The organism is Chryseobacterium sp. MMS23-Vi53, from assembly GCF_047651245.1.
In the GTDB taxonomy this organism is placed as follows: Bacteria; Bacteroidota; Bacteroidia; order Flavobacteriales; family Weeksellaceae; genus Chryseobacterium.
In genome coordinates this window covers 3,857,525-3,880,800 of record NZ_CP180265.1, presented here as the reverse complement: position 1 = coordinate 3,880,800, position 23,276 = coordinate 3,857,525, and the positions used below count along the sequence as shown (strand labels likewise).

Here is a 23,276-nt window from a genome sequence, read left to right as displayed (position 1 = left end):
CAATCTGCCAAATCTGCGAGAGTAATTATTCCCTGCAAAATATTCGTTTCACAATTCGCGGTGATATAAAAAAATCGCTTCAAAAATTGAAGCGATTTATATTTTTTAATGAATATGTTTTTCTGCGTGGTAAGAACTTCTTACTAAAGGCGAACTTTCAACGTGTCTGAACCCTAAACTTCTTGCAAAATCTCCAAATTCATCAAACTCTTCCGGTGTGATGAATTTTTTTACAGGAAGATGTTTTTTCGTTGGCTGTAAATACTGGCCTAAAGTAATTACGTCTACATTTGCATTTCTGATATCCTCAATCGTTTGAAAAACCTCATCTTTAGTTTCACCCAGACCAAGCATTACGCCTGTTTTAGTTCTTCTTTGCCCAGCTTCTTTCAGATATCTTAAAACCTCAAGACTTCTTTCATATTTTGCCTGAATTCTCACTTCTCTTGTCAAACGTTTTACGGTTTCCATGTTGTGAGAAATCACTTCCGGAGCTACATCCACCAATCTGTCAAGGTGTTTGGTAATTCCCTGGAAGTCCGGAATTAATGTTTCCATTGTAGTTCCCGGAGAAATTCTTCTTACGGCATTTACAGTTTCACCCCAAAGAATTGAACCCATGTCTTTCAAATCATCGCGGTCAACAGAAGTCAAAACTGCGTGTTTGATTTTCATTAATTTAATTGAACGAGCTACTTTTTCAGGTTCATCCCAGTTTACATCAAGTGGTTTTCCGGTTTTTACACCACAAAATCCACAACTTCTTGTACAAATGTTTCCAAGAATCATGAAAGTTGCTGTACCTTCTCCCCAACATTCGCCCATATTCGGACAGCTTCCGCTTTGGCAAATTGTATTTAATTTATATTTATCAACCAAAGTCCTTAATTCTCTGTAATTTTTTCCGGTAGGAAGTTTTACACGAATCCATTTTGGTTTTTGAACGGTAGTATCTTGAACTAAATTCTCCATTTATTTCTCAAATTGAGGTTCAAAGTTAGTGAATTTTTTATCGACACCATCTACGATATAAATTGATGTAAATGATAATTATTTTGCTACGAATGCACAAATACTTATTTACCTATTCGTTAAATTAAAAAATATATGTCTTAATAGCAGAAAATATTAAATTAATTATCATCAAACTCATTATTTTTCAACAACTCAGCAAGAACTTTTTTCGCACGCATGACGCGAACTTTCGTATTGGCAACGGAAATCCCCAGCTCTTCGGCAATTTCCTTGATGCTTTTTTCTTCGAAGAATCTCAGCTTAATGATATCCTGATAGTTGGCATCCAAAGATTCGATCGTTTTGATGATTTTCTTTTGTTCCTCCTCAGAAATCATCAACTCTTCAGGAGATTTTGCGTACTGATTTTTTACTTCATCTAAATTCTCCGTCGGATCTTGATTTTCGCGGCTCTTTCTTCTCCAAAAATCGATAATGGTATTTTGAGCGATTGTTAAAATCCAAGTTTTAAATTGAAAATGAGGATCGTACATATCCAATTTTGATAATACTTTGGAAAAAACATTAACGGTGATTTCGTCTGTATCATTTTCATCATGAACTTTTTTCATCACAAAAGAAAAAACATCCACCCAAAAAACATTAATGAGTTTTGTCTGAGCTTTCTGGTCTTTTTCTTTCGCTTTTTGAATTAGCGTGAATAATTGTTCGTCGTTCATGAATAACAAATATAAATGATTTTGGTGAAAAAGCAAATATGCTTTTACCTTACAACAACCTATTTACTTAACATCGAATTTATTATCTTTGCACATTAAATTTTAAAGCAGAAAATAATGAACTCTTTTATTGAAGAACTGAAATGGCGCGGGCTTTTTGCCGACATGATGCCCGGAACGGACGAACAACTGGATAAGGAAATGACAACAGCCTATATCGGGTTCGATCCTACCGCAGATTCTTTACATATCGGAAGTCTTATTCAGATCAAAATTTTGGCACATTTTCAACAACACGGTCACAAGCCGATTGCACTAGTTGGTGGTGCTACAGGGATGATAGGTGATCCTTCAGGAAAATCTGCAGAGAGAAATCTTCTGGATGAAGAAACCCTGCTTCATTATGTTGATTGTTTAAAAAATCAGCTGGCAAGATTCTTAAATTTTGATGGAAATGAAACCAATAAAGCAGAATTGGTAAACAATTATGACTGGATGAAAAATATTTCTTTCCTTGATTTTGCAAAAAATGTTGGAAAAAATATTACGGTAAATTATATGATGGCTAAAGACTCTGTGAAGAAAAGATTTTCTGGAGAATCTGGTGCAGATGGAATGAGCTTCACCGAATTTACATATCAGTTAATTCAGGGATATGATTTCCTGCATTTATATCAAAATAATAATGTTAAACTTCAGATGGGTGGTTCCGATCAGTGGGGAAACATCACAACCGGAACAGAATTAATCAGAAGAAAAGCTCAGGGAGAAGCATTTGCATTGACGGTTCCATTGATTACAAAAGCAGACGGCTCAAAATTCGGAAAGTCTGAAAGCGGGGAAAATTATTGGTTAGACAAAAAGAAAACCTCACCTTACAAATTCTATCAATTCTGGTTGAATGCAACCGATGTTGATGCTGAGAGATTTATTAAATTCTATACTTTCCTAGGAAAAGAGGAAATTGCAGCACTAATTGAAGAACATAAAACAGCGCCACACGAAAGAAAACTTCAGAAAAAATTGGCAGAAGAAGTAACAGTTTGGGTTCACGGAAGAGAGGAATATGAAAAAGCTTTAAAGGCTTCTGAAATTCTTTTTGGACGTTCAACTGCCGAGGATCTGGTAAGCCTTGATGAAGAAATTTTCCTTGAAATTTTCGATGGTGTTCCTCAAAAAGAAGTTGCTAAATCAGATGTTTTAGGGGTAAATATTGTTGATCTTCTTTCAGAAAAATCAGGTTTTTTAAAATCTAAAAGTGAGGCAGCCAGGGAATTGAAAGGAAATGCAATTTCTGTAAATAAAGAAAAAGTGAATGACGTTTACACAGCTAATGAAAGCGATCTTATTGACGGAAAATTCCTTTTATTACAAAAGGGTAGGAAAAGTTATTTTATTGTAAAAGTTATTTAATAAAAGAGTTTCGGGCGCGCCAAAGGCGCGCCCGAAACTCCATAATAGAAAACCCCGACAAAGTTTACTTTGTCGGGGTTTTTAATACAAAATTATATCGAAAGTTATTACTTTTTTAGAATGCATAAGCTGCAGAAGCAGATAAAACCTGACCGCTGGAAGTTCCTTCTTTTTTAAGCTCACCATCTACCCAAATTTGAACTTTTAAAGTTGAAGAAGCATTCGCTCCATCTGCGCTCACCGCAACATTTGCACTGTAAGCATTCTTATCAGTTGTAATTTCAGGACTCGTCCATGTTGTTCCGCTTAAACTCGATGCCGTTGTCGGGTTTCCATCGATACCGTATACTGCGATATCGATATTGCTCCCCGAAGAAGCCTCCGCTTTAAAAACTACTTTGTGCGTTTTTCCGTCTCCTGGAATAATGTCGTCATCGTCATTGCTACAAGAAGCTACGAAACCAAAAACTAAAGCCGTTGCCGCCACAAAAAATGCTCCTTTCAATACTCGGTTTAATTTCATTTTTTTCATAATGTTTTCTTTAAATTTTACTACTAGTTAATTTATAATTCTATGATTTGATTGATTTGGTATTTGCAAAACTATAAGACTATCAAGCTATTATCAATCCAAGAAAAAGAGTATTTTTTCCTACCTAAATGCAGGTATTTTTTATTGAAAAATTTTTAGTTAAATTCAACGTTTCATAATAAAAATTACCATCAAATCTTAATAAATAATAATGAAGAGATTACTTGTTGTTCTGAGCATTTTAATGTCGTTTGGTTTACGTTCTCAACAGATCATCCCTCTTAATGAAAAAAAGTACATTGACAGCTTACAAAATGTCGTAAAAACTAATATTAATAATGATTCCAAAGCAAATGCTTATTTTCTTTTATCTAATTATTATCGAAATACAGACTCACTATCCAGTAAAAATTATTTAGCAAAAGGAAAAATTTTAATTAAAAAAAATACGTTCATCCATGCTAAATATTATTATTTTGAAGGACAATATTATTTAGACAGAAATAAAGAAAAATCTGCAGAATATTATTTAAAATCAATCCAAGAACTTTCTAGATTTAAAAATAAAGAATCGGATTTTTTCCAATCTTTAGCTTGGTACAATTATGGCGTAGCAAAAAAAAATAAAGAAGGATATCCTTTTTTAATTAAAACTATTCTCGAAAGAGCCATTCCAATTGCAGAAAAATATAATAACAGTAAAAATTTAGGTTTTTTGTATACTCAATTAGCTATAGTTTTAACTTATAATGCAGAATTTGAAAAAGCAGGAAATTACAATCAAAAAGCACTTACAATACTTGAAAAAAACTTCCCCAATTCTTCTGAATTATTTTTCACCTATTTAAACTCAGCAAGTAATTTTTGTTATCAGGCAAAAGGAGACGAAGCGAAAAAATTTCTGGATAAAGCAGAAAAATTAATTCATCCTTATCCAGAATCTTCTGCAAATGCATTCTATTATTATGGAAAAACTCTATATTTTATTACCAAACAGAGAAACGAAGAGGCATTACCTGTTATAGAAAAAGGGATTTTTTATGCTAAAAAATTTAATCAAAATTTATTAGCTCAAATGTTTTATTTCAACAAATTTGATATTTTAAAAAAATTAAAAAAATACAATGAAGCCAAAGATGTTTTAAAAAATATTCTTGTCGAAAAATCTTTGGCAATTGATATCAATAACAGGAAAACCATCTACAAACATCTTTCTGCACTGAATGAGGAAATGGGGAATCTCAACGAAGCATTAAGCTGGGAGAAAAAATATTCTTCGTTAAATGATAGTTTGAATACGGAAAACGTAAAGCTTGAAATCAATAAAATTGAAGCGAAATATAACGCCGCAGAAAAGGAAAGAAAAATCGCCAATCTGAATGCCGAAAAAAATCAGAAGGAACTAGAAGTAAGTAAAAAGAATTTTTATTTATGGGGATTGAGCTTAATTTTATTATTAATTATAAGTCTCTTCATTTTCTTTTTAATTATTTACAGGAAAAATAAAAAACTGTCTGAACAGAAAGAAATCAATCTTCAGCAAAAAATAAAAGATATCAGACAGAAGGAAGAATTGACCTTAACAAAAGCTATTCTTGAAAGTGAAGAACGTGAACGCGAACGTATCGCAAGAGACCTACATGACGGACTTGGCGGAATGTTGGCCGGTGTAAAAATCAATTTTTCAACGTGGTCTTCCAATTATTTAAGCCCGGAAAAAGATCAGGATTTTTATAGAATTTTGGGACAGTTGGATAATTCGGTAAGTGAACTTCGACATGTAGCAAGAAATTTAATGCCGGAATCTTTATTAAATTTCGGACTGGAAACGGCTTTAAATGATCTTTGTGAATTTTACACCAGAAAAGATTTAGATATTGATTTCCAACCCATTGATATTGAAAAAAATCTTCCTTTAAATATTCAATTAAATATTTACAGAATCGTTCAGGAATTATTGGCCAATGCTGTAAAACATTCAGAGGCTACGAACATTTTACTCCAATGTTCTCAATCTGATGAAAACTTTTTTATAACCATCGAAGACAATGGAAAAGGTTTTGAAAAAGATATTGAAAAAACAACCAAAAGTATGGGACTTAGAAATCTTAAAAACCGCATAAATTATCTGAAAGGGAAAATGGAAATAAATTCTGATAAAGAAGGAACAAGTATTAATATAGAACTCAATACCCATGCAGCTTGAGAAAATAAACATTGTGATTGTTGACGATCATCCCATCGTCATTGAAGGTCTAAAAATGATGCTGAAAAACCATTCATTTTTTAACATTTTGGAAACCTTTACTTCCGGCTCGGAAATCCTTAATTTCGTTAAATCCAATGAGGTTGATATCATTCTTCTCGACATCACTTTGCCCGATGCAAATGGCATTGAACTTTGCCGTGAGATTAAAAAAATATCCTCGAATACTTCTGTCATTATGTTTAGTAATCGTTCGGAACGAAGCATTATCATGCAGTCTATTCAAAATGGAGCAAGTGGATATTTACTGAAAAATACGTCTATTGATGAGCTTATTGAATGCGTTAAAGGTGCTTTATCAGGAAATATCGTGTTCTGCAATGAAACAAAATTAATCATCAGTAAGCCTTCTCAAAACGAACTAACAATTCCCAGATTAACAAAGCGTGAAAAAGAGATTCTGCAACTCGTTGCTCAAGGAAAAACAAGTGCGGTAATCGCCGAAGAATTGTTTCTAAGTCCTTTAACTGTAGATACTCACAGAAAAAATTTACTCCAAAAATTCAATGCAAAAAATTCTACCGAACTTGTCACTATAGCCTCCCAGAACCACATGATCGAAATATAAAAAAACCGCCTCGAAAAGGCGGTTTCATTATGTATAAAATATTTTCTTATAATTCTAAGAAGCTGTGCATTACAGCAGCATTTTTTGGTCCAGATCCAACAACAGTATCTGATTTAGCAACTTCACCATCTACCCAAATGCTCACAATCAATTTTGAATCCGCATAAGGTAAATTTGCGTTCGCAGCCAGATTCAATTGAGATTGGCTAGAGCTTACAAATTGTTCACCACTTGTCCAGGTTGTTCCTGTTGGATTAAAAGTAGTACTTTGGCCAGTTCCTATCTGCGTTACCACAGTACTGAAAGTTCCTGTAACTGGTGGTGTGGGAGGTGGTGTCGGTCCGTTTGTAACTATTTTTGCCTCAAATTGTACAATGTGATCTTCAAATTCATCATCATCGTCCTTTTTACAAGAATTAAGAACAAAAATTACTGAAAATAATACAGCGAATAAAAAAGAAAGTCTTAATAAACTTTTAGATTTGTAAAATTGCTTCATTTCTCCAAATAGATTTTTAATGTTTCAAATATAGGTTTTTTATCAATATAAAAATAACTTTTATGAAAAATTTCCAACAAAGATTTCTAAATAATATCAATTTAATAAATATTTATCAACTACTTACATTTAAATAATTGAAACATCTGATATTTCAAAATTAGACATTATGTCATGAGATTTTGAATGGTCTCATTTTTACCTTATCAATTTAAAATAAATCATTATTAATTATCTTTGTCCCATGAATTTAGATTACATCGTAAGAGAACCCGAAAATATTACTCCCAATACCACTATTCTTTTTATGCTTCATGGCTACGGAAGCAATGAACAAGATCTCTTCAGCTTTAGAGAAACACTTCCTGCAGACTGGATCTTAGTAAGTTTTCGAGCACCACGAGAAACTCAGTTTGAAGGATTTTCCTGGTATGATATCGATTTTAATAATCCTGATCATTTTGTGGATGTTCCGCAAGCAACAGAATCATTGAACAGTGTATTGGAAAATATTTTAAAAATTGTGAATCATTACGGAATTACAGAAGGCAAAACGCACCTTTGCGGCTTCAGCCAAGGAGGAATTTTGTGTTATGCTTTGGCCTTGAAATATCCCGAAATGTTCAATTATGTTGCATGTTTGAGCAGTTATCCCGAGGAAAAATTATTAACTGATATTGTAAAAGATAAGAAAAAACTAGAGAGACTTCGTTTCTTTGTTTCCCACGGAACAGATGATGCTGTAATTCCTTTTGAATGGGGAAAAAAAGCAGCAGATTTACTGTATGATTTAAGCTGTTATTTCACATTTAGAGAGTATATGAGCGGTCATGGCGTGAATCAAAAAAACTATATGGACTTGATGGATTTCTTTTCTAAATAATTTATGAAAAATTAAATATTTATTTCAATTCATTATAAAATATACAAACATTCTCAATTTTGGGAATGTTTTTTATTTTTCGTAAGAATAATTTCAGTAAATTAATGAAATGAAACTGAAGCATTTTTTATGGATATTTTTCTTAAGCATTTTCATGAATGCTCAGAATTCATTTGAAATTCAGGATGCAAAAAAGACAGTTATTCCTTTTAAATTAATCAACAATCTTATCTTTATTCCGGTCAATGTAAATGGTGCAAATCTTACTTTTTTATTGGATACAGGAGTTGCAGAAACCTCCATTTTCAGTTTAGAAAATCAGGAATTGAATCTTCCTAACCTTGAGAAGATAAAATTTTCGGGATTAGGAGGAACAGCAAGTATCGACGGTTATCGTTCGGATAACAATATTGCGAGAATTGGGAAAGATTATGTAAATTTTTCATTAACGCTTTTCATTATTGTCGATCAGGATTTTAATATTTCTTCTCATGTCGGAATTCCGGTGAATGGAATTATCGGCTATCATTTCTTTAAAAATCATCCTGTTTTAATTGATTATGTATCAAAAAAAATCACAGTTTACAATGACGATGCTTTATTTAAAAAGAAAATAAAAAAATTCACTGAATTCGATATAACTATTGAAAAAAATAAACCTTATATCTACGGAGATGTAGAAATGACCAACGAAAAGAAAAATTCAAAATTGTTAATAGATCTTGGAAACAGTGATCCGATTTGGCTCTTCCCTACTCTTATTAAAAATTTTGTGTACAACAGACCCAATATTGATGACTTTTTAGGACGTGGTTTTAATGGAGATGTGTATGGAAAACGAAGCAGAATTCACAATTTTTATTTAGGTGATTTTAAATTTGAAAAACCACTTACTGCCATGCCCGATGAATATTCTATTCAACATGTGAATTTGGTAGAAAACAGAAAAGGTTCGATTGGTGGCGATATCATGAGACGTTTTACCGTCGTTTTCGATTACGGCAATCAAAAAATGTATTTAAAGAAAAACGGAAATTATGATGATCCTTTTCACTTTAATATGAGTGGTTTAGATTTTCGACAAGACGGTTTGGAATGGACGAAAGACATGGTAAATCTTCCTACAAAAAGTAAAGATACTCCTGCAGGAGGTGTGGAAGTTATCAATAACAGTCTTCAATATAATTTTGTTTTAAAACCAATTTTCGCAATCGCCGGAGTTCGAAAAGGTTCTCCTGCGGATAAAGCAGGTTTGTTGAAAGATGATAAATTAATCAGCATTAATGGCAAGAAAACTGCAGATATGACTCTGAATAAAATCATGGAATTAATGAAATCTGATGAAGGAAAAACCATCAATATGCAGATTGAACGAAAAAATAAAGAAATGACTTTAAGTTTCACCCTCGAAGATCCAATACCTTACCAAGAACAAGACTAATATGAATACTGAAGAAACCACCCTTGACAAAATCCGAAGCCGACCAAGGTTTAAAATGTTTACCCATTTAACCAAAGAAGAATATGCCGAAAATTTAAAAAAATATCTTTCGGAACACAAAGATGAATTCTCCGGAAACATCAATAAAGAAGTCGCAACCATTTGTGTAGAAACAGAATACGAAACATATTGGAAGCCTAGATTGTCTTTAAGAATAGAGATTGAAGACGAAAAAACTGCGATACGAGGTGTTTTTGGACCCAGTTCCGCAGTTTGGACGTTCTTTATGTTCTTGTATTTTTCTTTTTCGATTCTCTGGATGACGTTTTTCTCCATGTATTACGTTGAAAAACAGATCAAAAGCCAAGAATATCCTTGGGCGCTTACAGCTTCTTTTGTGATGTTAGCCTTCATTGCAATTACTTACGCAGCCGCAAGATTCGGACAACACAAAGGCAAAGAAGAGATGCTGAAACTCAGAAGATTTGCCGAAGAATCTACTTTACAATTCGAAAAAATAGACGATTAAGGGGCAACCGTTTTCGGAGTCTGTGGCATTTGCTCCAACACTGCTTTCGCCGCTCTGATGGAATCCACAACTTTTTCACGATTGTCCTGTTCTTTCAATATTTTTTCGATATTTGGTTCAATCATTTTTGTCATCTCTTCCACAGAAACGTTGTTTGCGTTGGGATCGCTCAACAATTTTCTCCACGGTTTTCTTTTACCCCAACCATAATCTCCGTACACCATTACTGCTGTTCCTTTCGCTTTGGTTGTCGCTCCTCCCGGATTCAGAACCCATGTGTCTGCATAACCGTACAACCATTTTGCATCATTTAATAATAATCTTAAACAAGAGTGTGATGCAGGATATCCAGGAAGGTCATATTGATGCCATCCGATTCCGTCTAGATTGAAAATATTAAAATTATATGGTAATTTCCACTCGCTGCTTACCGTAGAAATTGCTAGAGTTTTTTTCCAGTTTGCGAAAGTAAGCCCCGTTTTTGTCTTAGCTGCTTTTTTCCCCATACTCGTTGGTCCCCACTTCACCAAAGTTCCGTTTGAGTAAACTCCGTAAGCCTGAATCGGGTAAGAAAATATAACGAATTTCTTCACAGGACTCAGTACATCCAACTGCATCGGAAATGGTGAATATTCCATCAATGTAGTGTCGATTTTTGCGGGAACAACCAATGTATCGGCGTTCCATTTATTTTTAGAATCTAATCTGTTTAATGCTAAAATTGCGTAACGCTCTTTTTCCGTATATTTTTTGTTGAAAATTGAGAACAAAGAATCCTTCATTTTTTTATCTTTAGGGAAGACAAATGCATTATAGAACCCGTCTTCCTGCATTGCAGGCGGCATCGATTCTTTTTCAATAACAGAATCTTTTTTAGTAATTACTGAATCTTTTTCAGCATCCTGCTCCGTCATAGAAGATGCAGTATCGTTGATTTTATCACTAATTTTTTCGATTTCTTTTTTACAAGAAACCAACATTAATGCGGCAAAAAGTACGTAGAGAAATGTTTTTTTCACGAATATGTTTTTCATAAATAATTTGAGTCGATTCATTTTTTCTACTCAGTACAAATATCAGACCTAAATTCGAATTATAAAAATACTTCACCAAATTACCGTAAAAATACGGGAAAACCGTGATCTAAGGCGATACAGCCATTTTTTGCGAAATAATAAAACCTTTTCTTAAATTCTTATCAGTTTCATTAATTTTTATTTGTTTTAAAGGCTTTCCCTGAAATTTTTCATAAACGGAATCATCATTATTAAATGTAATTTTTTCAACGGAATAAATTTCTTTCGGAATATTTCCCCCAAACCACAATTCATCGGGTTTTTGCTTCCACGTTACTTCATAAAGAACGGCATCTTTCGGATATTGGGAATCTGAATTTTGTTTAGCATAATTAAAAGCAATTTCATTTCCATATAAAGTCGACATTGTGCTGTCTTCTGGCTGAATTGATGATGTGATAGGTTTCATTAATAAAGGATTTTCCGACAGTTCATCATTTTGCTGAACAGATGCATCTATATTTAAAGTTTCTTTTGATTTTTGTTCACACGAAACCATTAGAATCAAAGCAAAAAATAAAATAATATGATTTTTCATTATTTCTGAATTTTTTTAAGTTGAGAAATTAAATACAAGGGTGAAGTAAAAACATAATCCTGATTTTCCATCGGCTTGTGACACTCGACACATTCTTTATCAAAATCCGGTGTATTTCCGTAAGGTTTCAGGTCGTTTCCTTTCCATCTCTCCCATCCCCAACCTTTGGTCTTATCATATTTTTTCGCATCTTTTACCATAAATTCCACTTGAATAAACTCTCCTGTTGCAACGCTTCCATCTTTCTGCATTTGCTGTTTCCAAGCTGTTTTGGCGAAAATTGTTCCATCCGGCCACGGATTTATTTTTTTCTCTTGAATGGCTCTCACAGCAATATCATTTCCAAAAATAATTCGCATTGTTCCGTTATCAAAACGGTCTGTCGTACTGATGGCTTTCCAGTTTCTGTAATCGGGAATATATTGTAACCCATTTGGTGAGGGCTTTACAGTCGGGTGTTTCAACTCTCCTTTAATCCATGAATTGTACTGCTTTTCAGCAGAACTGATCTGCGAACTATCCGCAACCTTTCTTGGCGAAAGTGACAACGCGTAATTTTTAAGAATTTTAACCTGTTGACCATTCATTTTTGCAGAAGGGTGTACTGCTGCATAGCTCGGAATCGGCATTTCACCAGACAAAATTTTATTAATAGCGTAATAAATCGTAGAATTCTGTTGCTGTTTTGTCCATGAACTCCATTTTGAAAAATCCAGCGCTGCACGACCCTCTTTGATGTGAGAGTTGACCAGAAAATTGGCAGGTGTAATTTTGTCATACCATCGCAAATTAGCCTCCGAAGAATGGCAATCGAAACATGAGTTTCTCAAAATAGTATTGACCTCTTTTGGAACATTAACAAGATCCTGCGTTCTCATTCCGTGATCTATTTTTTCAGGGCGAAAAAACTGCAATCCCACAAATCCCGCCAACAAAACCAAAATCAATTTATTCTTATTTTTCATGAGAGAATAATTTTAAAGTTTATTTTAAGATTGGATCAAAGGTAAACACCATCAATACTTTACCTATTAAATTTAAGCATAAAACGGAAAGATTCAACCTTAAAAGCGAATATTTTCTTGTGAATAATTGTTTATTTTTGAACTGAATTATAATCTGCTTCCTTTTTCATGAAAAAATTCAGTCTTTATACAATTACTTTTTTTGCAGTCGGTATTGTTATTTTACTGATCAGTTTTTTTTCGTTTCAATATTTGTATTCTTCGTCGAAAGAAGATCTTTTCAACAGTAAATTTGAAGCCGGAAAAAGAGAAGCGCGAGAAATCGGAAAGTTGCTCGAATTACAATTAAAGGATGGAATTTCTAAAGAAAATGTCATTCAAAATTTACAAAACAGCATTGTGAATACCGATACCCAAAGTGGATTTATCTGTATGTACAATCAAAACGGTGTTGAACTTTGCCATCCGAATCCGGCTTTAATTGGGCAGAAAATTAATAAAAATAATTCTGGATTTACTTCGGATAACAAAAACAAAAGTGATTTTATTGAAATTTTAAACTCAGGAAAAGAAAATACCGGAATCCGAAACTTTAGTGAAAACTCAGGCAGAACTTCAGAAATTGTAAGTGTATTTCCTGTCTCTGGAAGCGATTGGATGGTTGCTTCTCACGCCAATACAGAAGTGATTGAACAACAGATTTCAGATTTATATTTAAAATTTTTAATTGTTTTTCTTATTGCGACTTTATGTATTTTGGGAATAAGTTTTTTATTAATCCGAATGATTTACAGAAAGTATGATGCTCAAAAGACCGATGAGATTCAAAATTTAAATGATGAAATTAATAGTTTAACGGCAGTGAATACTCAACTTAATATTATTCATGAAAAGATAAAATTAAATGACAATCATTCACTTAATGAAAATTTAACGGAAAATTCTAAGAAAAGAATCATTACCTATCATAAAGATGAGTTAATTTCCTTAGAAACCTCTGAAATCTCATATTTTTTTCTTGAAAATAATATTGTTTATGTTAAAACCAATTTGGGTAATCAATATTCCATCAACTCAAGTCTAGATGAATTGGTTAAAACTTTAGACCCTCAAATGTTTTATAGAGCCAACCGACAATTTATCATTAATGTAAAAGCTATTAATAATATTCTTGTTTACGGCAAAAACCAATTAAAAATTGTCGTAAAACCTGAAAGTGATGAAGTAATATTAATCAGTAAAAATAAAGTCGCAGAATTCAAGAAATGGCTTGAACAGTGATGTTTTAATAATTTACAACATTCTTATTCTTTCTTCTTCCAAATCGATTAAAAATAATTGTTCGCGGATCACTTCTTCATCAATTTCACGATCTCTATTCAATTCTGTAAGATAATCTCTTTGGAATTCAAGCATTTCGATAAAAATATTTTTTGTTTTTTCGCTCATCCATTCCTCATCGTTAGCTTTCATTTTATTTTCCCAATGATCGAGCATTTTTTTCATTCCAGCATGGTCGTGAAGTTCATTGTCGTATTTATTTCGAAGAAATTTGTAGGTTTCCGCTCTCAATCCGCTTTTAACTTTTTTCTTGGTAGCTTCTTCTGATTCTTCCATTTTAGCATTGTCGAAAAGATTTCCATATTTGATAAAATACGGTAAAGTAAGTCCCTGCATCAAAAGAGTAAGAAGAATTACTACAAAAGTCACGAACAAGATTAAATTTCGATGAGGAAACTCTGCTCCATTTTGTAAATGCACAGGAATTGTAAGTGCCGCAGCCAGAGAAACCACACCGCGCATACCTGTCCAACCCAATAGAAGCGGCAGAAAAAACCTTCGTCTTCGACTTGCCTGTGAAATCTGGATGACATCTCGTCTGAAAATTAAAGTAGCAATCATCGCCGCATAAGAACTTACGATTCTGACTAAAATTAAAACTCCTGTTACCAAAACTCCGTATCCAATCGCTGTCTCCAAAGGAATTCCTTTTGATCGAAGTCCTTGCGTAATTTCTGGAAGTTCGAGACCGATGATTAAAAAGACAACACCATTTAAAATAAATGTAAAACTTTCCCAAACGCTATATGCCCGAATTCGGCTTGTACTGTTCAAAAATTTTAAACGTTGATTTGACATTAAAAGTCCCCCTGCAACCACCGCCAAAACTCCAGAACTATGAAAATGTTCTGCAACCCAGTACAAAATATATGGTTCAATTAATGTGAAAGCAATATCTGAAGGTGCATCTGTCGGTAATCTTTTATGAGCCTGAATGAAAATCCATCCCAACAACAAACCGATTCCTACCCCACTGAAAACCATCCACGAAAATTCTGTGATGGCTTCCTGCCAGATAAATTGTCCTGTTCCAACAGCAATTAATGCAAATCGGAAAATTATTAATGAAGAAGCATCATTTAATAAACTTTCTCCTTCCAGAATAGCAGAAGTTGATTTTGGGATTTTCACGAATTTCATGATAGCTCCTGTGCTTACTGCATCAGGTGGAGAAACGATTCCTCCCAATAAAAATCCTAATGCTAAAGTAAATCCCGGAATGAAATAATTCGCTGCAATTGCCACCGATAATGCTGTAAAAAATACTACCAAAAAGGCAAAACTGGTGATTATTCTCCACCACTTTTTCATTTCTTTGAAAGAGATCGTCCAAGCTGCTTCACATAATAAAGGAGGTAGGAAAATAAAGAAAATCATATCCGGATCGATGCGTACTTGCGGAAGTCCAGGAATGAAGCTCACCGCAAGACCCGCCAAAACCAATATAATGGGATAAGCAACTCTCAGTTTGGTCGCCAACATTTCTAAAAGCACGATCACAGCGATCATCGCCAATAAAAAGGGTAATATACTATGCATTAAAGGAAAAGTAATTTTATGATTAAATGAAATAATACTCAATACCTGAAAGAAGATATTAAATAATTATTTTTCACAATGTTTTTGATAAAAATAAGGATATTTTTAAAATGGTTGGTGAAATTAAGTGTATTTAAAATTGAAGAATCTATAAAGATTCCTACTCACATGTTTTAAGTATGGCAAACCTTGTCTTTTATTCAAGAGATTGCTTCTTCACTTTGTTCATCGCAATGACGATTGACCGAAACCCTAGCCCCGATTGGAACGACATCCTTTTTGGTTGCGGCGGAGCATAAACTGAAAGTTTACGAACGAATGTTCAGGAGCCCGTAACCAAAAAGATACAGTGGAAAGCGGGATTAAGCTCCAAATAAAAGTTCATAAACTTTTAATACACGAAAAAAGTCCTCTAAAAAATAGAAGACTTTTCTGCGATCCGGACGGGACTCGAACCCGCGACCTCCGCCGTGACAGGGCGGCATTCTAACCAGCTGAACTACCGGATCAATTTTGTTTTAAAAGTAAATTGATAAACTTTTGCGATCCGGACGGGACTCGAACCCGCGACCTCCGCCGTGACAGGGCGGCATTCTAACCAGCTGAACTACCGGATCAATTTTGTTTTAAAAGTAAATTGAGAAAACTTCTGCGATCCGGACGGGACTCGAACCCGCGACCTCCGCCGTGACAGGGCGGCATTCTAACCAGCTGAACTACCGGATCAATTTTGTTTTAAAAGTAAATTGATAAACTTTTGCGATCCGGACGGGACTCGAACCCGCGACCTCCGCCGTGACAGGGCGGCATTCTAACCAGCTGAACTACCGGATCATTTTCGTTTTGTTGTAAAGAACTTCGTTTCTTTTTTGTGATGGCAAAAGTACAACTTTTTTCGTTACCTGCAAATTTATTTCAAAAAAAAAGCCTCCCAAAAACGGAAGGCGTTCATTATCAAATTTATTATTTTTATAAGTGCGCGCTTAATTTCTCAGCGATCACCTCTTTTGGAGCTACCCCAACGATTTTATCAACAACCTCTCCACCTTTAAAAATTAAAACTGTAGGGATATTTCTGATACCATATTGCATAGAAATTTCCTGATTGTTGTCTACGTCTACTTTTCCTACCACAGCTTTCCCTTCAAAGTCTGTTGCTACTTCTTCGATAATTGGTCCTAAAGTTCTACAAGGTCCGCACCATACTGCCCAAAAATCTACCAATACCGGTTTGTCTGATTTTAAAACCTCTTGAAATGAGCTATCTGTAATTTCTAAAGCCATTTTGTTTCTTTTATTTAAATTAATATTATTCTTTAATGATTTTCCTTAATTGGATATTCAAAATTACGCTTTTTGAGTAATAGAGTTATCTATGCTCAACATTTGTATTTTCTATAACAAAATCTTTCGAAATTTCTTTCAAAGCTGCTGCTAAAGCGTCGATATCCTCTTTTGTTGTTAAATGACTGAATGAAATACGAAGCGGCGTACAATGATCCATTTCATCCTCAGATAAAACCATCATCATCACCATCGAAGGTTTTGAAGCTCCCGAAGAACATGCACTTCCCTGAGAGATTGCAATTCCTTTCATGTCCAACTGAAGTCCAATCAATGGATTTTTATAAGGCAATAAAGCGCTTAAAACCGTGTAAAGACTGTTTTCCTTCTCAGAACTTCTTCCATTGAATTTAATCCCGGGAATCTCTGCTGTAAGCCTTTCTGCAGCATAGCTTTTAATATCCTGCATATGATTTGTATAAGATTCAAGATTGTTAAGAGAAAGTTCTAATGCTTTTCCTAGACCTACAATTCCTGCAACATTCTCAGTTCCAGCTCTTAAGCTTCTTTCCTGAGGTCCACCGGTAATAATTCCTTTTAAACCGCTTGATTTTCTGATGAAAGCAAAACCAACCCCTTTTGGACCATGGAATTTATGAGCACTGCAAGACGCAAAATCCACCTGAATATCAGAAAAATCCAATTCCATGTGAGCCATTGTCTGTACCGTATCTGAATGGAAAAGCGCATTATTTGCCTTGCACAATTCTGCAATCTTTTTTATATCGTAAATATTTCCGATCTCGTTGTTTACGTGCATTAAGCTCACCAACGTTTTCTTATCGGAAGATTTTAATAATTCTTCCAGTTTATTAAGGTCGATATCTCCTTTTTCATTCGGGCGGATGTAATTCACTTCCACTCCTTTTCTGCTCTTCATATCCAAAATACTCTCCGAAACACACTTGTGCTCCAAAGGAGAACTTATGATTCTCTCAACACCAAGATGTTCTACACTCGACTTGATAATCATGTTGTTAGATTCTGTACCGCAAGATGTGAAGATGATCTCAGCGGGCGTAACGTGAAGATAATCTGCAACTTGTCGTCTTACATTTTCAATAAGAATTTTAGCTTCCTGTCCGAAGCTGTGGGTAGAAGACGGATTTCCGAAATTCATCTTCATGGTTCCAACCATTGCATCAATTACTTCTTCTGAAAGAGGTGTTGTTGCAGCGTTATCTAAATATACTTTATTCATTTTATTTTGAATATTTTAATTCTACGGAGGTAAACTGATAATTTGAAGGCACAGTAAAAATAAACCAAGGATTCGACATCACTGCTATCCCCATTCCGCCAGATTCTACCTGAGGAACCTCCACATACAATACGTTATCTTTTACTGAAATATTTTTGATCTGTGTAATTTTGTGTTCTCCCGAAGTGAAAGTCCCAAGATTATACAAAACTACTTTTTTATTTTTGGGAAATGCAGGATAAACAGGCTCTTTATCAAGTTCAATCACAGTTGTATTTCCTTTGATAGCCTTTTGAAACTCCGCCTCATTATGAAGGATCACGAAGCTTTTCTCGCCACCGCCACCTTGCGATTCCGAGATTAGAATTTCGTTATTTTTTTTAGAATCCATCGACTTTTGAGTGGGTGTAGCCGTGCAACTCATAATGAGCGCAAGACACAAAAAAAGGAGTCTGTTCATTTTTACATTTTTACCACCCAAAATTAGTGAAAAAATTGGTAATGTCCTTCATTCGCCCATTTCAACATTACCTTATCTCCGGAAGTATCACCGAAAGCGATGATTTTATCGTATTTATTATCTGTAATTTCTGCTTTTATTCGAACTAATTTTTCCTTTCCGTTGCAGTTTTTTCCGATGAAGTTTCCTGTGAAAACACCGTCTTTAAACTCAGCTTTTGTGGCAACCAGCTGCATTTTGAAAGCATCCGCAAAAGGTTTTGCCCAAATATCGAGAGAAGCAGTTACCAATAGACTTTGCGTATGATCTCTATCAATATTTTGAATAAAGTCAAGCGCATTTTCTCTTACGATCTTAGGATAATGTTCCTCGAAAAATTCTTTCGATTTTCTTTCGATTTTCTCCTGAGTTTGGCCTTTTAGAATAGATCCGATAAAACTTTTTTTCACCTTTTCTGTTTCTGCAAGTTTTAGTTTTAATAAAACAAAAAGCGGAACGTGCTTCAAAAACTGTAAACGGAATTTTGTAGAATCATAAAATTTAAGATACATGAACATCGTGTCCTTGTAAGTAAGCGTTCCGTCAAAATCAAAACAATACAGTTTTTTCATAAATTTATAACTTAAAGTAAATTTTACGAATTATTAATTAAAGCATTTGATAACCCAATAATCAAAATTAAGCAAATTATTAAAAACAAAACAACAGATAAATTCCGAAAAATAAATTCAGCAGTCGTTAATTTATCTACTTCAAACGTCCCCTCATTTCTCTTTAATTTCTCCATCAATTTTCTCACTTCAATGAATTCAAAATCGCTTAAAGCATAGGTTCTGATTTCTTTGCCGTTTTTCAGAATAATTAATGTTTCAAAAATAGTATAAAAGGTTGTAGGTTTATCAAATCCTTTCGAATACTTTACAGGTCTTGGTATCTGTTTAAATTTCTTAATATCCTCAAGCAAAATCTTTCTTGAAAAAGGTAAGAATTGGTAAGAGATAATCAAATAATTTTTGGTTATCTTAATTATCTGAGTTTTTAGAAAATAAAACAATGAACCTAATGCAAATATTAGAAATATAGAATCAAGAATATAAACTGCAATTTTAGAATCTGCATCTGAATTTCTTTCTAAAGATTTAAAAATATATCCAGCTATTAAACTAAATAAAATAAATCCTAGAAAAAAAATGACAAGATTAATTGAAAAAGAATTGGATTTATATATGATTTTATCTTTCAAAATAACACTTAAAGTTTCAACTTTTTAAATATAAATTCAGGAATATTTCTGATAATCATCATGATAATTCCCCAAATCGGTAAAACGTAAGCAACATTTTTCTGTTTTTTATATGCTTTAAAAATACAATCTGCAGCCTGTTTAGGAGTTGCCGTTAATTTTGGATTCAATGGTAAACCTTCCGTCATTTTGGTTGCCATAAATCCCGGTTTTACTGTAAGAACATGAACTTTTTTATCAAAAAGATAATTTCTTAATCCACTCAAATAAGCTGTAAAAGCTGCTTTTGCACTTCCGTAAATAAAATTACTCTGTCTTCCGCGATCTCCCGCAACAGACGACAAACCAATGATTGTTCCTGATCTTCTGCTTTCGAATTTCTGAGCAAAATAATTCATTACGGGAACTAATTTTGAGTAATTAATATCAATAATTCTCTCCGTATTTTTATTGTCGTACAAGCCTTCTTCCGTTCCGTCGCCCAAATATCCCGTCGCACAGAACAACAAACTGGAATTGATATTTTCAAATTGATTATAATCGATTTCTTTCATTAAATCAAGCTCGATAACTTCTGCTTGCTGAACGAATTTCACATCAATATGCCTTGCAAATCTTTCGGTCGTTTCTTTGTTGGAGGTAAAAAGATAGATTTTTTCAAATTTTTCTCCTTCCTGCAATGCCTTTTCTACAAAAGCCTGTGCTACTTCCGATGTACTACCTAAAACGATCATTTGTGCTAAATATTATTTAAAATTCTTTTGTGCTGTAAAGACACAAATTTTGAACTCTGTGTATTTTTAAGATAATTGGTGAGGGACGATTTGCTCATGCTGTCTTTCGTAAGATAAATTCTTCCGCCATATTCCTGAACAATCTGATCCAACTGATCTACCAGTTTTTTCAATTTTGAATTCACTTTAAAATCCAAGGCCAACGTGTAACCTTCCACAGGGAAAGAATTATACGCTTCCGGATTGTGCTTTCCAAATAATTTTAAAACTGCCAAGAACGAACCATTTCCACTATTTGCTATAGTTTCTAGAATTTTTTTCATTCCTTCTTTTCCGTTTTCTTTCGGAATTACCATCTGATATTGAATAAAACCAGACTTTCCGTAAATTCTGTTCCATTCATGAATAGCATCCAAAGGATAGAAAAATGTTTCATAATCGATGAAGTTCTTAATCTCTTTTTTTCTCTGTTTATTAAAATACAAAAGATTAAAAATTTTAACTGTTAAAGCATTTAAAACAAATCCAGGAAAGTAAAAAGGAACGGTTGGTTCAAATTTTTTCTTTAATCTTAAAGACTTTTCTTTTAAATTTTGAGGAAGCTCGTGTTGAAAAGCATGTTCACCTCTCATCAGGATACTTCTTCCTATATTTTTACCTTTTTGAAGACAGTCTATCCATGCAACTGTGTATGTCCAGCTTTCACTTTCGTCGAACAATTGAAAAATTTCATCAAGATTTTCTGCTTTAATGCTTTCCTGACGAATATATGCAGATTCGATATTTTTTAATTTAAACTTTGCTGTGAGGATAATACCTGTTAATCCCATTCCACCGATAGTTGCCCAGAATTTTTCGATATTTTCTTCTCTCGAACAAGTGATGATTTCACCGTTTTCGATCATTAATTTAAATTCAATAACATATTCAGAGAAACAACCTTCTGCATGGTGATTTTTGCCATGAACATCAGAAGCAATCGCGCCTCCAACAGAAACAAACTTCGTTCCCGGAGTCACATAGAGAAAATATCCCTGCGGAACAGAAATTTCTAGAACTTCTGAAAGCAAAACTCCCGATTCACATTCAATAATTCCGTTCAAACGATCGAAACTAATGAATTTATTTAATTTTTTAGTTGAAAATATATGTTCGCCCAAAGAAGCATCGCCATAACATCTTCCGTTTCCTCTTGCGATAACTTCGTTGTGATTGAGTACAAATTCTTTTATTTTTTTGAAGCTGTCATCAGACTTCATTTCCTTTTCCACTACGGGAAAATTGCCCCAGTTGGTAACTTTTTGTATAAAATTCGGCTTCATTTTTTAAAGTAAATTTGAATTAAAAATGCAGCAACCCACAATAATAAAGTAATTTGAATGTATCTGTCTCTGTAAACGATTTTTGTAGGAGATTCTGTTCTGTTGTACACCAAAGTCTGCTGTAAGTACCTTAAAAAAGCAAATACAACAAAAATTACCGTATAAAAAACTCTCTCATGGAATCTTGCCTGAACTTCCGGTGACAATGTAAACATTAAATAACACACGATCGCTAATGTTACGGAAATTGAAAGCGCAATGTCTGCAAATTGTACGTTGTAACCATCTAAAGCCTTTCTTGTTTTTCCGGAAACCTGAGCATTAATCAATTCTCCACGTCTTTTTCCGATCGCTAAAACTAAAGCCAAAACGAAAGTCAATAAGATTGCCCATTGAGAAATGCTGATCCCCGTGATGTAACCTCCGGCTAAAACTCTTAAAACAAACCCAATCGCAATGATAGAAATATCAATGATTGGAACGTGTTTTAATTTAAATGTATACGCCAGATTCATCACAAAATAGAACGCGATAATTGTTGCAAACTTCCAAAGTTCTTCGTTAAAATATGTCTGAGCAAACAATACCAAAGCAATATCTCCCGCAATAAGCCCAATAAAAATCCCAATCGCCTGAGGCTTTGAAATAGCTCCACTTGCCAAAGGTCTTCTTCTTTTTCAGGATGCTGTTTATCTGCCTCAATGTCGTTGTAATCGTTTAAAATATAAACAACACTCGCCGCCAAAGAGAAAATTATAAACGCAAAAATACTTTTGGTAAGTAAATCAGGATTTTTGATGTTACCCGAGAAAAATAACGGAACAAAAACAAATAGGTTTTTCACCCATTGCTCTACGCGGAGCAGCTTTAAATATTTCTTCATTTATGTGGTTTCAGATGCAAAAATAGGAATTTTTAAAATATTAGGTTAAAAATACAAAAATAACCGCAAAAGCGGTTATTTACGAAAATATTTATATGTTAATTAATTATTGCCCTTGTTGAGCATCGTTAATCATTTTTTCATTTGCAGTGATCGCAAACTCAACTCTTCTGTTTTTTGCTCTACCTTCATCTGTATCGTTTGTAGCAACCGGCATTGCTTCACCTTCACCTTTTGCAAACAATCTGCTGGAAGCAATTCCTTTACCAGATAAATAAGCTTTTACAGCATTTGCTCTTCTTTCAGATAAGCTCAAGTTATAAGAATCTGAACCTTTGCTGTCTGTGTGTCCGTAGATATTGATATTTGTATCAGGGTTATTTGTAAGAACCTGAGCCAATTTATCCAAGTTTGTTTTTGCAGTAGAAGTTAACGCTGAAGAGTCGAAATCGAAGTTTACGATGCTTTCGTTCAACGTAATTTTGATACCGTCTCCTACCCTTTCTACCTGAGCTCCTGGAAGAGTTTCTTTAATTTCTCTTGCCTGCTTATCCATTTTGTTACCGATCACATTACCTGCAACACCACCGATAATACCACCCAGTACAGCTCCAATTGCTCCATTTCCTCCTTTTCCTACGTTATTTCCAAGGATACCACCCAATACAGCTCCAGATGCAACACCTACGGCAGTACCTCTTTGCTGGTGATTAGAATTTTGCACCGCCTCACAACTTGTAAGCAATAAAGCTGATGATAAGAAAAGACCTCCGATATATGTTTTTGTAAATTTCATCTTTTTATA

General features: G+C 33.9%; 23 protein-coding genes, 4 tRNA genes and 1 pseudogene. 7 read left to right on the top strand and 21 right to left on the bottom strand.

All coding sequences use genetic code 11. The annotated features are described in order from the left end of the window. Nucleotides 1–105: 105 nt before the first annotated feature. Both lipA and ACKX2A_RS17440 read right to left on the bottom strand, forming a co-directional pair. A complete protein-coding gene (gene lipA / locus ACKX2A_RS17445) occupies nt 106–972 on the bottom strand; it encodes a lipoyl synthase (RefSeq protein WP_101239029.1) in 867 nt (288 codons plus the stop codon). A 161-nt stretch (nt 973–1,133) separates the two neighbouring features. Next, the gene (locus tag ACKX2A_RS17440; RefSeq protein ID WP_415326203.1) at nt 1,134–1,694 is read right to left on the bottom strand and encodes an RNA polymerase sigma factor; all 561 of its coding nucleotides are present in this window, start codon (nt 1,692–1,694) and stop codon (nt 1,134–1,136) included. Nucleotides 1,695–1,811: 117 nt separating this feature from the next. On the opposite strand from ACKX2A_RS17440, the gene tyrS reads away from it, so the two are divergent. Further along, a complete protein-coding gene (gene tyrS / locus ACKX2A_RS17435; RefSeq protein WP_415326202.1) occupies nt 1,812–3,107 on the top strand; it encodes a tyrosine--tRNA ligase in 1,296 nt (431 codons plus the stop codon). Nucleotides 3,108–3,222: 115 nt separating this feature from the next. On the opposite strand, the gene ACKX2A_RS17430 is transcribed toward tyrS, so the two are convergent. Continuing rightward, nucleotides 3,223–3,630, bottom strand: a complete 408-nt coding sequence (locus tag ACKX2A_RS17430; protein ID WP_415326201.1) for a hypothetical protein — start codon at nt 3,628–3,630, stop codon at nt 3,223–3,225. Nucleotides 3,631–3,850: 220 nt separating this feature from the next. On the opposite strand from ACKX2A_RS17430, the gene ACKX2A_RS17425 reads away from it, so the two are divergent. Next, on the top strand, nt 3,851–5,845 hold the full coding sequence (locus ACKX2A_RS17425; RefSeq protein ID WP_415326200.1) for an ATP-binding protein: 1,995 nt from the start codon (nt 3,851–3,853) through the stop codon (nt 5,843–5,845). Continuing rightward, entirely contained in the window at nt 5,835–6,473 is a 639-nt protein-coding gene (locus ACKX2A_RS17420; RefSeq protein WP_415326199.1) for a response regulator, read from the top strand. Before ACKX2A_RS17425 ends, ACKX2A_RS17420 begins: the two co-directional genes overlap by 11 nt. 46 nt (nt 6,474–6,519) lie before the next feature. Here ACKX2A_RS17420 and ACKX2A_RS17415 read toward each other — a convergent pair whose 3' ends face one another. After that, nucleotides 6,520–6,972, bottom strand: coding sequence for a hypothetical protein (locus tag ACKX2A_RS17415; RefSeq protein WP_415326198.1), 453 nt, complete (start codon nt 6,970–6,972; stop codon nt 6,520–6,522). Between the two features lie 244 nt (nt 6,973–7,216). Here ACKX2A_RS17415 and ACKX2A_RS17410 point away from each other — a divergent pair, with 244 nt between their 5' ends. The 3 genes from ACKX2A_RS17410 to ACKX2A_RS17400 all read left to right on the top strand — a co-directional run bounded on the left by ACKX2A_RS17410 (nt 7,217) and on the right by ACKX2A_RS17400 (nt 9,825). Further along, on the top strand, nt 7,217–7,855 hold the full coding sequence (locus ACKX2A_RS17410; protein WP_415326197.1) for an alpha/beta hydrolase: 639 nt from the start codon (nt 7,217–7,219) through the stop codon (nt 7,853–7,855). 109 nt (nt 7,856–7,964) lie between these two features. Further along, on the top strand, nt 7,965–9,296 hold the full coding sequence (locus tag ACKX2A_RS17405; RefSeq protein WP_415326196.1) for a PDZ domain-containing protein: 1,332 nt from the start codon (nt 7,965–7,967) through the stop codon (nt 9,294–9,296). Nucleotide 9,297: 1 nt separating this feature from the next. Then, a complete protein-coding gene (locus ACKX2A_RS17400; protein WP_415326195.1) occupies nt 9,298–9,825 on the top strand; it encodes a hypothetical protein in 528 nt (175 codons plus the stop codon). Here ACKX2A_RS17400 and ACKX2A_RS17395 read toward each other — a convergent pair. From ACKX2A_RS17395 to ACKX2A_RS17385, 3 genes are all read right to left on the bottom strand, one after another. Next, nucleotides 9,822–10,859 (bottom strand): L,D-transpeptidase, encoded by a 1,038-nt coding sequence (locus ACKX2A_RS17395; protein WP_415326194.1) that lies wholly within the window; start codon nt 10,857–10,859, stop codon nt 9,822–9,824. The two genes, ACKX2A_RS17400 and ACKX2A_RS17395, sit on opposite strands and share 4 nt — an antisense overlap. 109 nt (nt 10,860–10,968) lie before the next feature. Continuing rightward, on the bottom strand, nt 10,969–11,439 hold the full coding sequence (locus tag ACKX2A_RS17390; protein ID WP_415326193.1) for a hypothetical protein: 471 nt from the start codon (nt 11,437–11,439) through the stop codon (nt 10,969–10,971). After that, nucleotides 11,439–12,404, bottom strand: a complete 966-nt coding sequence (locus ACKX2A_RS17385; protein WP_415326192.1) for a cytochrome P460 family protein — start codon at nt 12,402–12,404, stop codon at nt 11,439–11,441. Before ACKX2A_RS17385 ends, ACKX2A_RS17390 begins: the two co-directional genes overlap by 1 nt. A gap of 168 nt (nt 12,405–12,572) precedes the next feature. On the opposite strand from ACKX2A_RS17385, the gene ACKX2A_RS17380 reads away from it, so the two are divergent. Then, nucleotides 12,573–13,685 (top strand): LytR/AlgR family response regulator transcription factor, encoded by a 1,113-nt coding sequence (locus ACKX2A_RS17380; protein ID WP_415326191.1) that lies wholly within the window; start codon nt 12,573–12,575, stop codon nt 13,683–13,685. A gap of 12 nt (nt 13,686–13,697) precedes the next feature. Here ACKX2A_RS17380 and ACKX2A_RS17375 read toward each other — a convergent pair whose 3' ends face one another. From ACKX2A_RS17375 to ACKX2A_RS17310, 14 genes and pseudogenes are all read right to left on the bottom strand, one after another. Beyond that, nucleotides 13,698–15,284, bottom strand: coding sequence for a Na+/H+ antiporter (locus ACKX2A_RS17375; RefSeq protein WP_415326190.1), 1,587 nt, complete (start codon nt 15,282–15,284; stop codon nt 13,698–13,700). Nucleotides 15,285–15,719: 435 nt separating this feature from the next. Beyond that, a tRNA-Asp gene (locus ACKX2A_RS17370) sits at nt 15,720–15,793 on the bottom strand. A gap of 34 nt (nt 15,794–15,827) precedes the next feature. Beyond that, nucleotides 15,828–15,901 (bottom strand) — tRNA-Asp (locus ACKX2A_RS17365). A gap of 35 nt (nt 15,902–15,936) precedes the next feature. Beyond that, nucleotides 15,937–16,010 (bottom strand) — tRNA-Asp (locus tag ACKX2A_RS17360). Nucleotides 16,011–16,044: 34 nt separating this feature from the next. Beyond that, nucleotides 16,045–16,118, bottom strand: a tRNA-Asp gene (locus ACKX2A_RS17355). Nucleotides 16,119–16,253: 135 nt separating this feature from the next. Then, the gene (gene trxA, locus ACKX2A_RS17350; RefSeq protein ID WP_072962583.1) at nt 16,254–16,568 is read right to left on the bottom strand and encodes a thioredoxin; all 315 of its coding nucleotides are present in this window, start codon (nt 16,566–16,568) and stop codon (nt 16,254–16,256) included. A gap of 85 nt (nt 16,569–16,653) precedes the next feature. Next, entirely contained in the window at nt 16,654–17,829 is a 1,176-nt protein-coding gene (locus ACKX2A_RS17345; RefSeq protein ID WP_415326189.1) for a cysteine desulfurase family protein, read from the bottom strand. Nucleotide 17,830: 1 nt separating this feature from the next. Then, on the bottom strand, nt 17,831–18,289 hold the full coding sequence (locus tag ACKX2A_RS17340) for a hypothetical protein (RefSeq protein ID WP_415326188.1): 459 nt from the start codon (nt 18,287–18,289) through the stop codon (nt 17,831–17,833). Between the two features lie 23 nt (nt 18,290–18,312). Next, nucleotides 18,313–18,900: an HAD family hydrolase gene (locus ACKX2A_RS17335; protein ID WP_415326187.1), complete on the bottom strand. Its 588-nt coding sequence runs from the start codon at nt 18,898–18,900 to the stop codon at nt 18,313–18,315. Nucleotides 18,901–18,923: 23 nt separating this feature from the next. Further along, complete coding sequence (locus ACKX2A_RS17330; protein WP_415326186.1) at nt 18,924–19,532, bottom strand: hypothetical protein; 609 nt, start codon at nt 19,530–19,532, stop codon at nt 18,924–18,926. An 8-nt stretch (nt 19,533–19,540) separates the two neighbouring features. Further along, nucleotides 19,541–20,266, bottom strand: coding sequence for an SDR family NAD(P)-dependent oxidoreductase (locus ACKX2A_RS17325; protein WP_415326185.1), 726 nt, complete (start codon nt 20,264–20,266; stop codon nt 19,541–19,543). A 5-nt stretch (nt 20,267–20,271) separates the two neighbouring features. Beyond that, nucleotides 20,272–21,588: an FAD-binding protein gene (locus tag ACKX2A_RS17320; protein WP_415326184.1), complete on the bottom strand. Its 1,317-nt coding sequence runs from the start codon at nt 21,586–21,588 to the stop codon at nt 20,272–20,274. Beyond that, nucleotides 21,585–22,471: pseudogene (locus ACKX2A_RS17315) on the bottom strand (decaprenyl-phosphate phosphoribosyltransferase). Before ACKX2A_RS17315 ends, ACKX2A_RS17320 begins: the two are co-directional and overlap by 4 nt. Before the next feature lie 106 nt (nt 22,472–22,577). Beyond that, nucleotides 22,578–23,267, bottom strand: coding sequence for an OmpA family protein (locus tag ACKX2A_RS17310; protein ID WP_415326183.1), 690 nt, complete (start codon nt 23,265–23,267; stop codon nt 22,578–22,580). Nucleotides 23,268–23,276: the final 9 nt, after the last annotated feature.

Bases quoted from the DNA above. Each gene is read 5' to 3' on its own strand.
- ACKX2A_RS17320 (WP_415326184.1), bottom strand. From the start codon at position 21,588: ATGAAGCCGAATTTTATACAAAAAGTTACCAACTGGGGCAATTTTCCC.
- trxA (WP_072962583.1), bottom strand. From the start codon at position 16,568: ATGGCTTTAGAAATTACAGATAGCTCATTTCAAGAGGTTTTAAAATCA.
- ACKX2A_RS17385 (WP_415326192.1), bottom strand. From the start codon at position 12,404: ATGAAAAATAAGAATAAATTGATTTTGGTTTTGTTGGCGGGATTTGTG.
- lipA (WP_101239029.1), bottom strand. From the start codon at position 972: ATGGAGAATTTAGTTCAAGATACTACCGTTCAAAAACCAAAATGGATT.
- ACKX2A_RS17380 (WP_415326191.1), top strand. From the start codon at position 12,573: ATGAAAAAATTCAGTCTTTATACAATTACTTTTTTTGCAGTCGGTATT.
- ACKX2A_RS17395 (WP_415326194.1), bottom strand. From the start codon at position 10,859: ATGAAAAACATATTCGTGAAAAAAACATTTCTCTACGTACTTTTTGCC.
- ACKX2A_RS17415 (WP_415326198.1), bottom strand. From the start codon at position 6,972: ATGAAGCAATTTTACAAATCTAAAAGTTTATTAAGACTTTCTTTTTTA.
- ACKX2A_RS17335 (WP_415326187.1), bottom strand. From the start codon at position 18,900: ATGAAAAAACTGTATTGTTTTGATTTTGACGGAACGCTTACTTACAAG.
- ACKX2A_RS17430 (WP_415326201.1), bottom strand. From the start codon at position 3,630: ATGAAATTAAACCGAGTATTGAAAGGAGCATTTTTTGTGGCGGCAACG.
- tyrS (WP_415326202.1), top strand. From the start codon at position 1,812: ATGAACTCTTTTATTGAAGAACTGAAATGGCGCGGGCTTTTTGCCGAC.
- ACKX2A_RS17340 (WP_415326188.1), bottom strand. From the start codon at position 18,289: ATGAACAGACTCCTTTTTTTGTGTCTTGCGCTCATTATGAGTTGCACG.
- ACKX2A_RS17420 (WP_415326199.1), top strand. From the start codon at position 5,835: ATGCAGCTTGAGAAAATAAACATTGTGATTGTTGACGATCATCCCATC.
- ACKX2A_RS17310 (WP_415326183.1), bottom strand. From the start codon at position 23,267: ATGAAATTTACAAAAACATATATCGGAGGTCTTTTCTTATCATCAGCT.
- ACKX2A_RS17410 (WP_415326197.1), top strand. From the start codon at position 7,217: ATGAATTTAGATTACATCGTAAGAGAACCCGAAAATATTACTCCCAAT.
- ACKX2A_RS17425 (WP_415326200.1), top strand. From the start codon at position 3,851: ATGAAGAGATTACTTGTTGTTCTGAGCATTTTAATGTCGTTTGGTTTA.
- ACKX2A_RS17375 (WP_415326190.1), bottom strand. From the start codon at position 15,284: ATGCATAGTATATTACCCTTTTTATTGGCGATGATCGCTGTGATCGTG.
- ACKX2A_RS17440 (WP_415326203.1), bottom strand. From the start codon at position 1,694: ATGAACGACGAACAATTATTCACGCTAATTCAAAAAGCGAAAGAAAAA.
- ACKX2A_RS17405 (WP_415326196.1), top strand. From the start codon at position 7,965: ATGAAACTGAAGCATTTTTTATGGATATTTTTCTTAAGCATTTTCATG.
- ACKX2A_RS17325 (WP_415326185.1), bottom strand. From the start codon at position 20,266: ATGATCGTTTTAGGTAGTACATCGGAAGTAGCACAGGCTTTTGTAGAA.
- ACKX2A_RS17390 (WP_415326193.1), bottom strand. From the start codon at position 11,439: ATGAAAAATCATATTATTTTATTTTTTGCTTTGATTCTAATGGTTTCG.
- ACKX2A_RS17400 (WP_415326195.1), top strand. From the start codon at position 9,298: ATGAATACTGAAGAAACCACCCTTGACAAAATCCGAAGCCGACCAAGG.
- ACKX2A_RS17345 (WP_415326189.1), bottom strand. From the start codon at position 17,829: ATGAATAAAGTATATTTAGATAACGCTGCAACAACACCTCTTTCAGAA.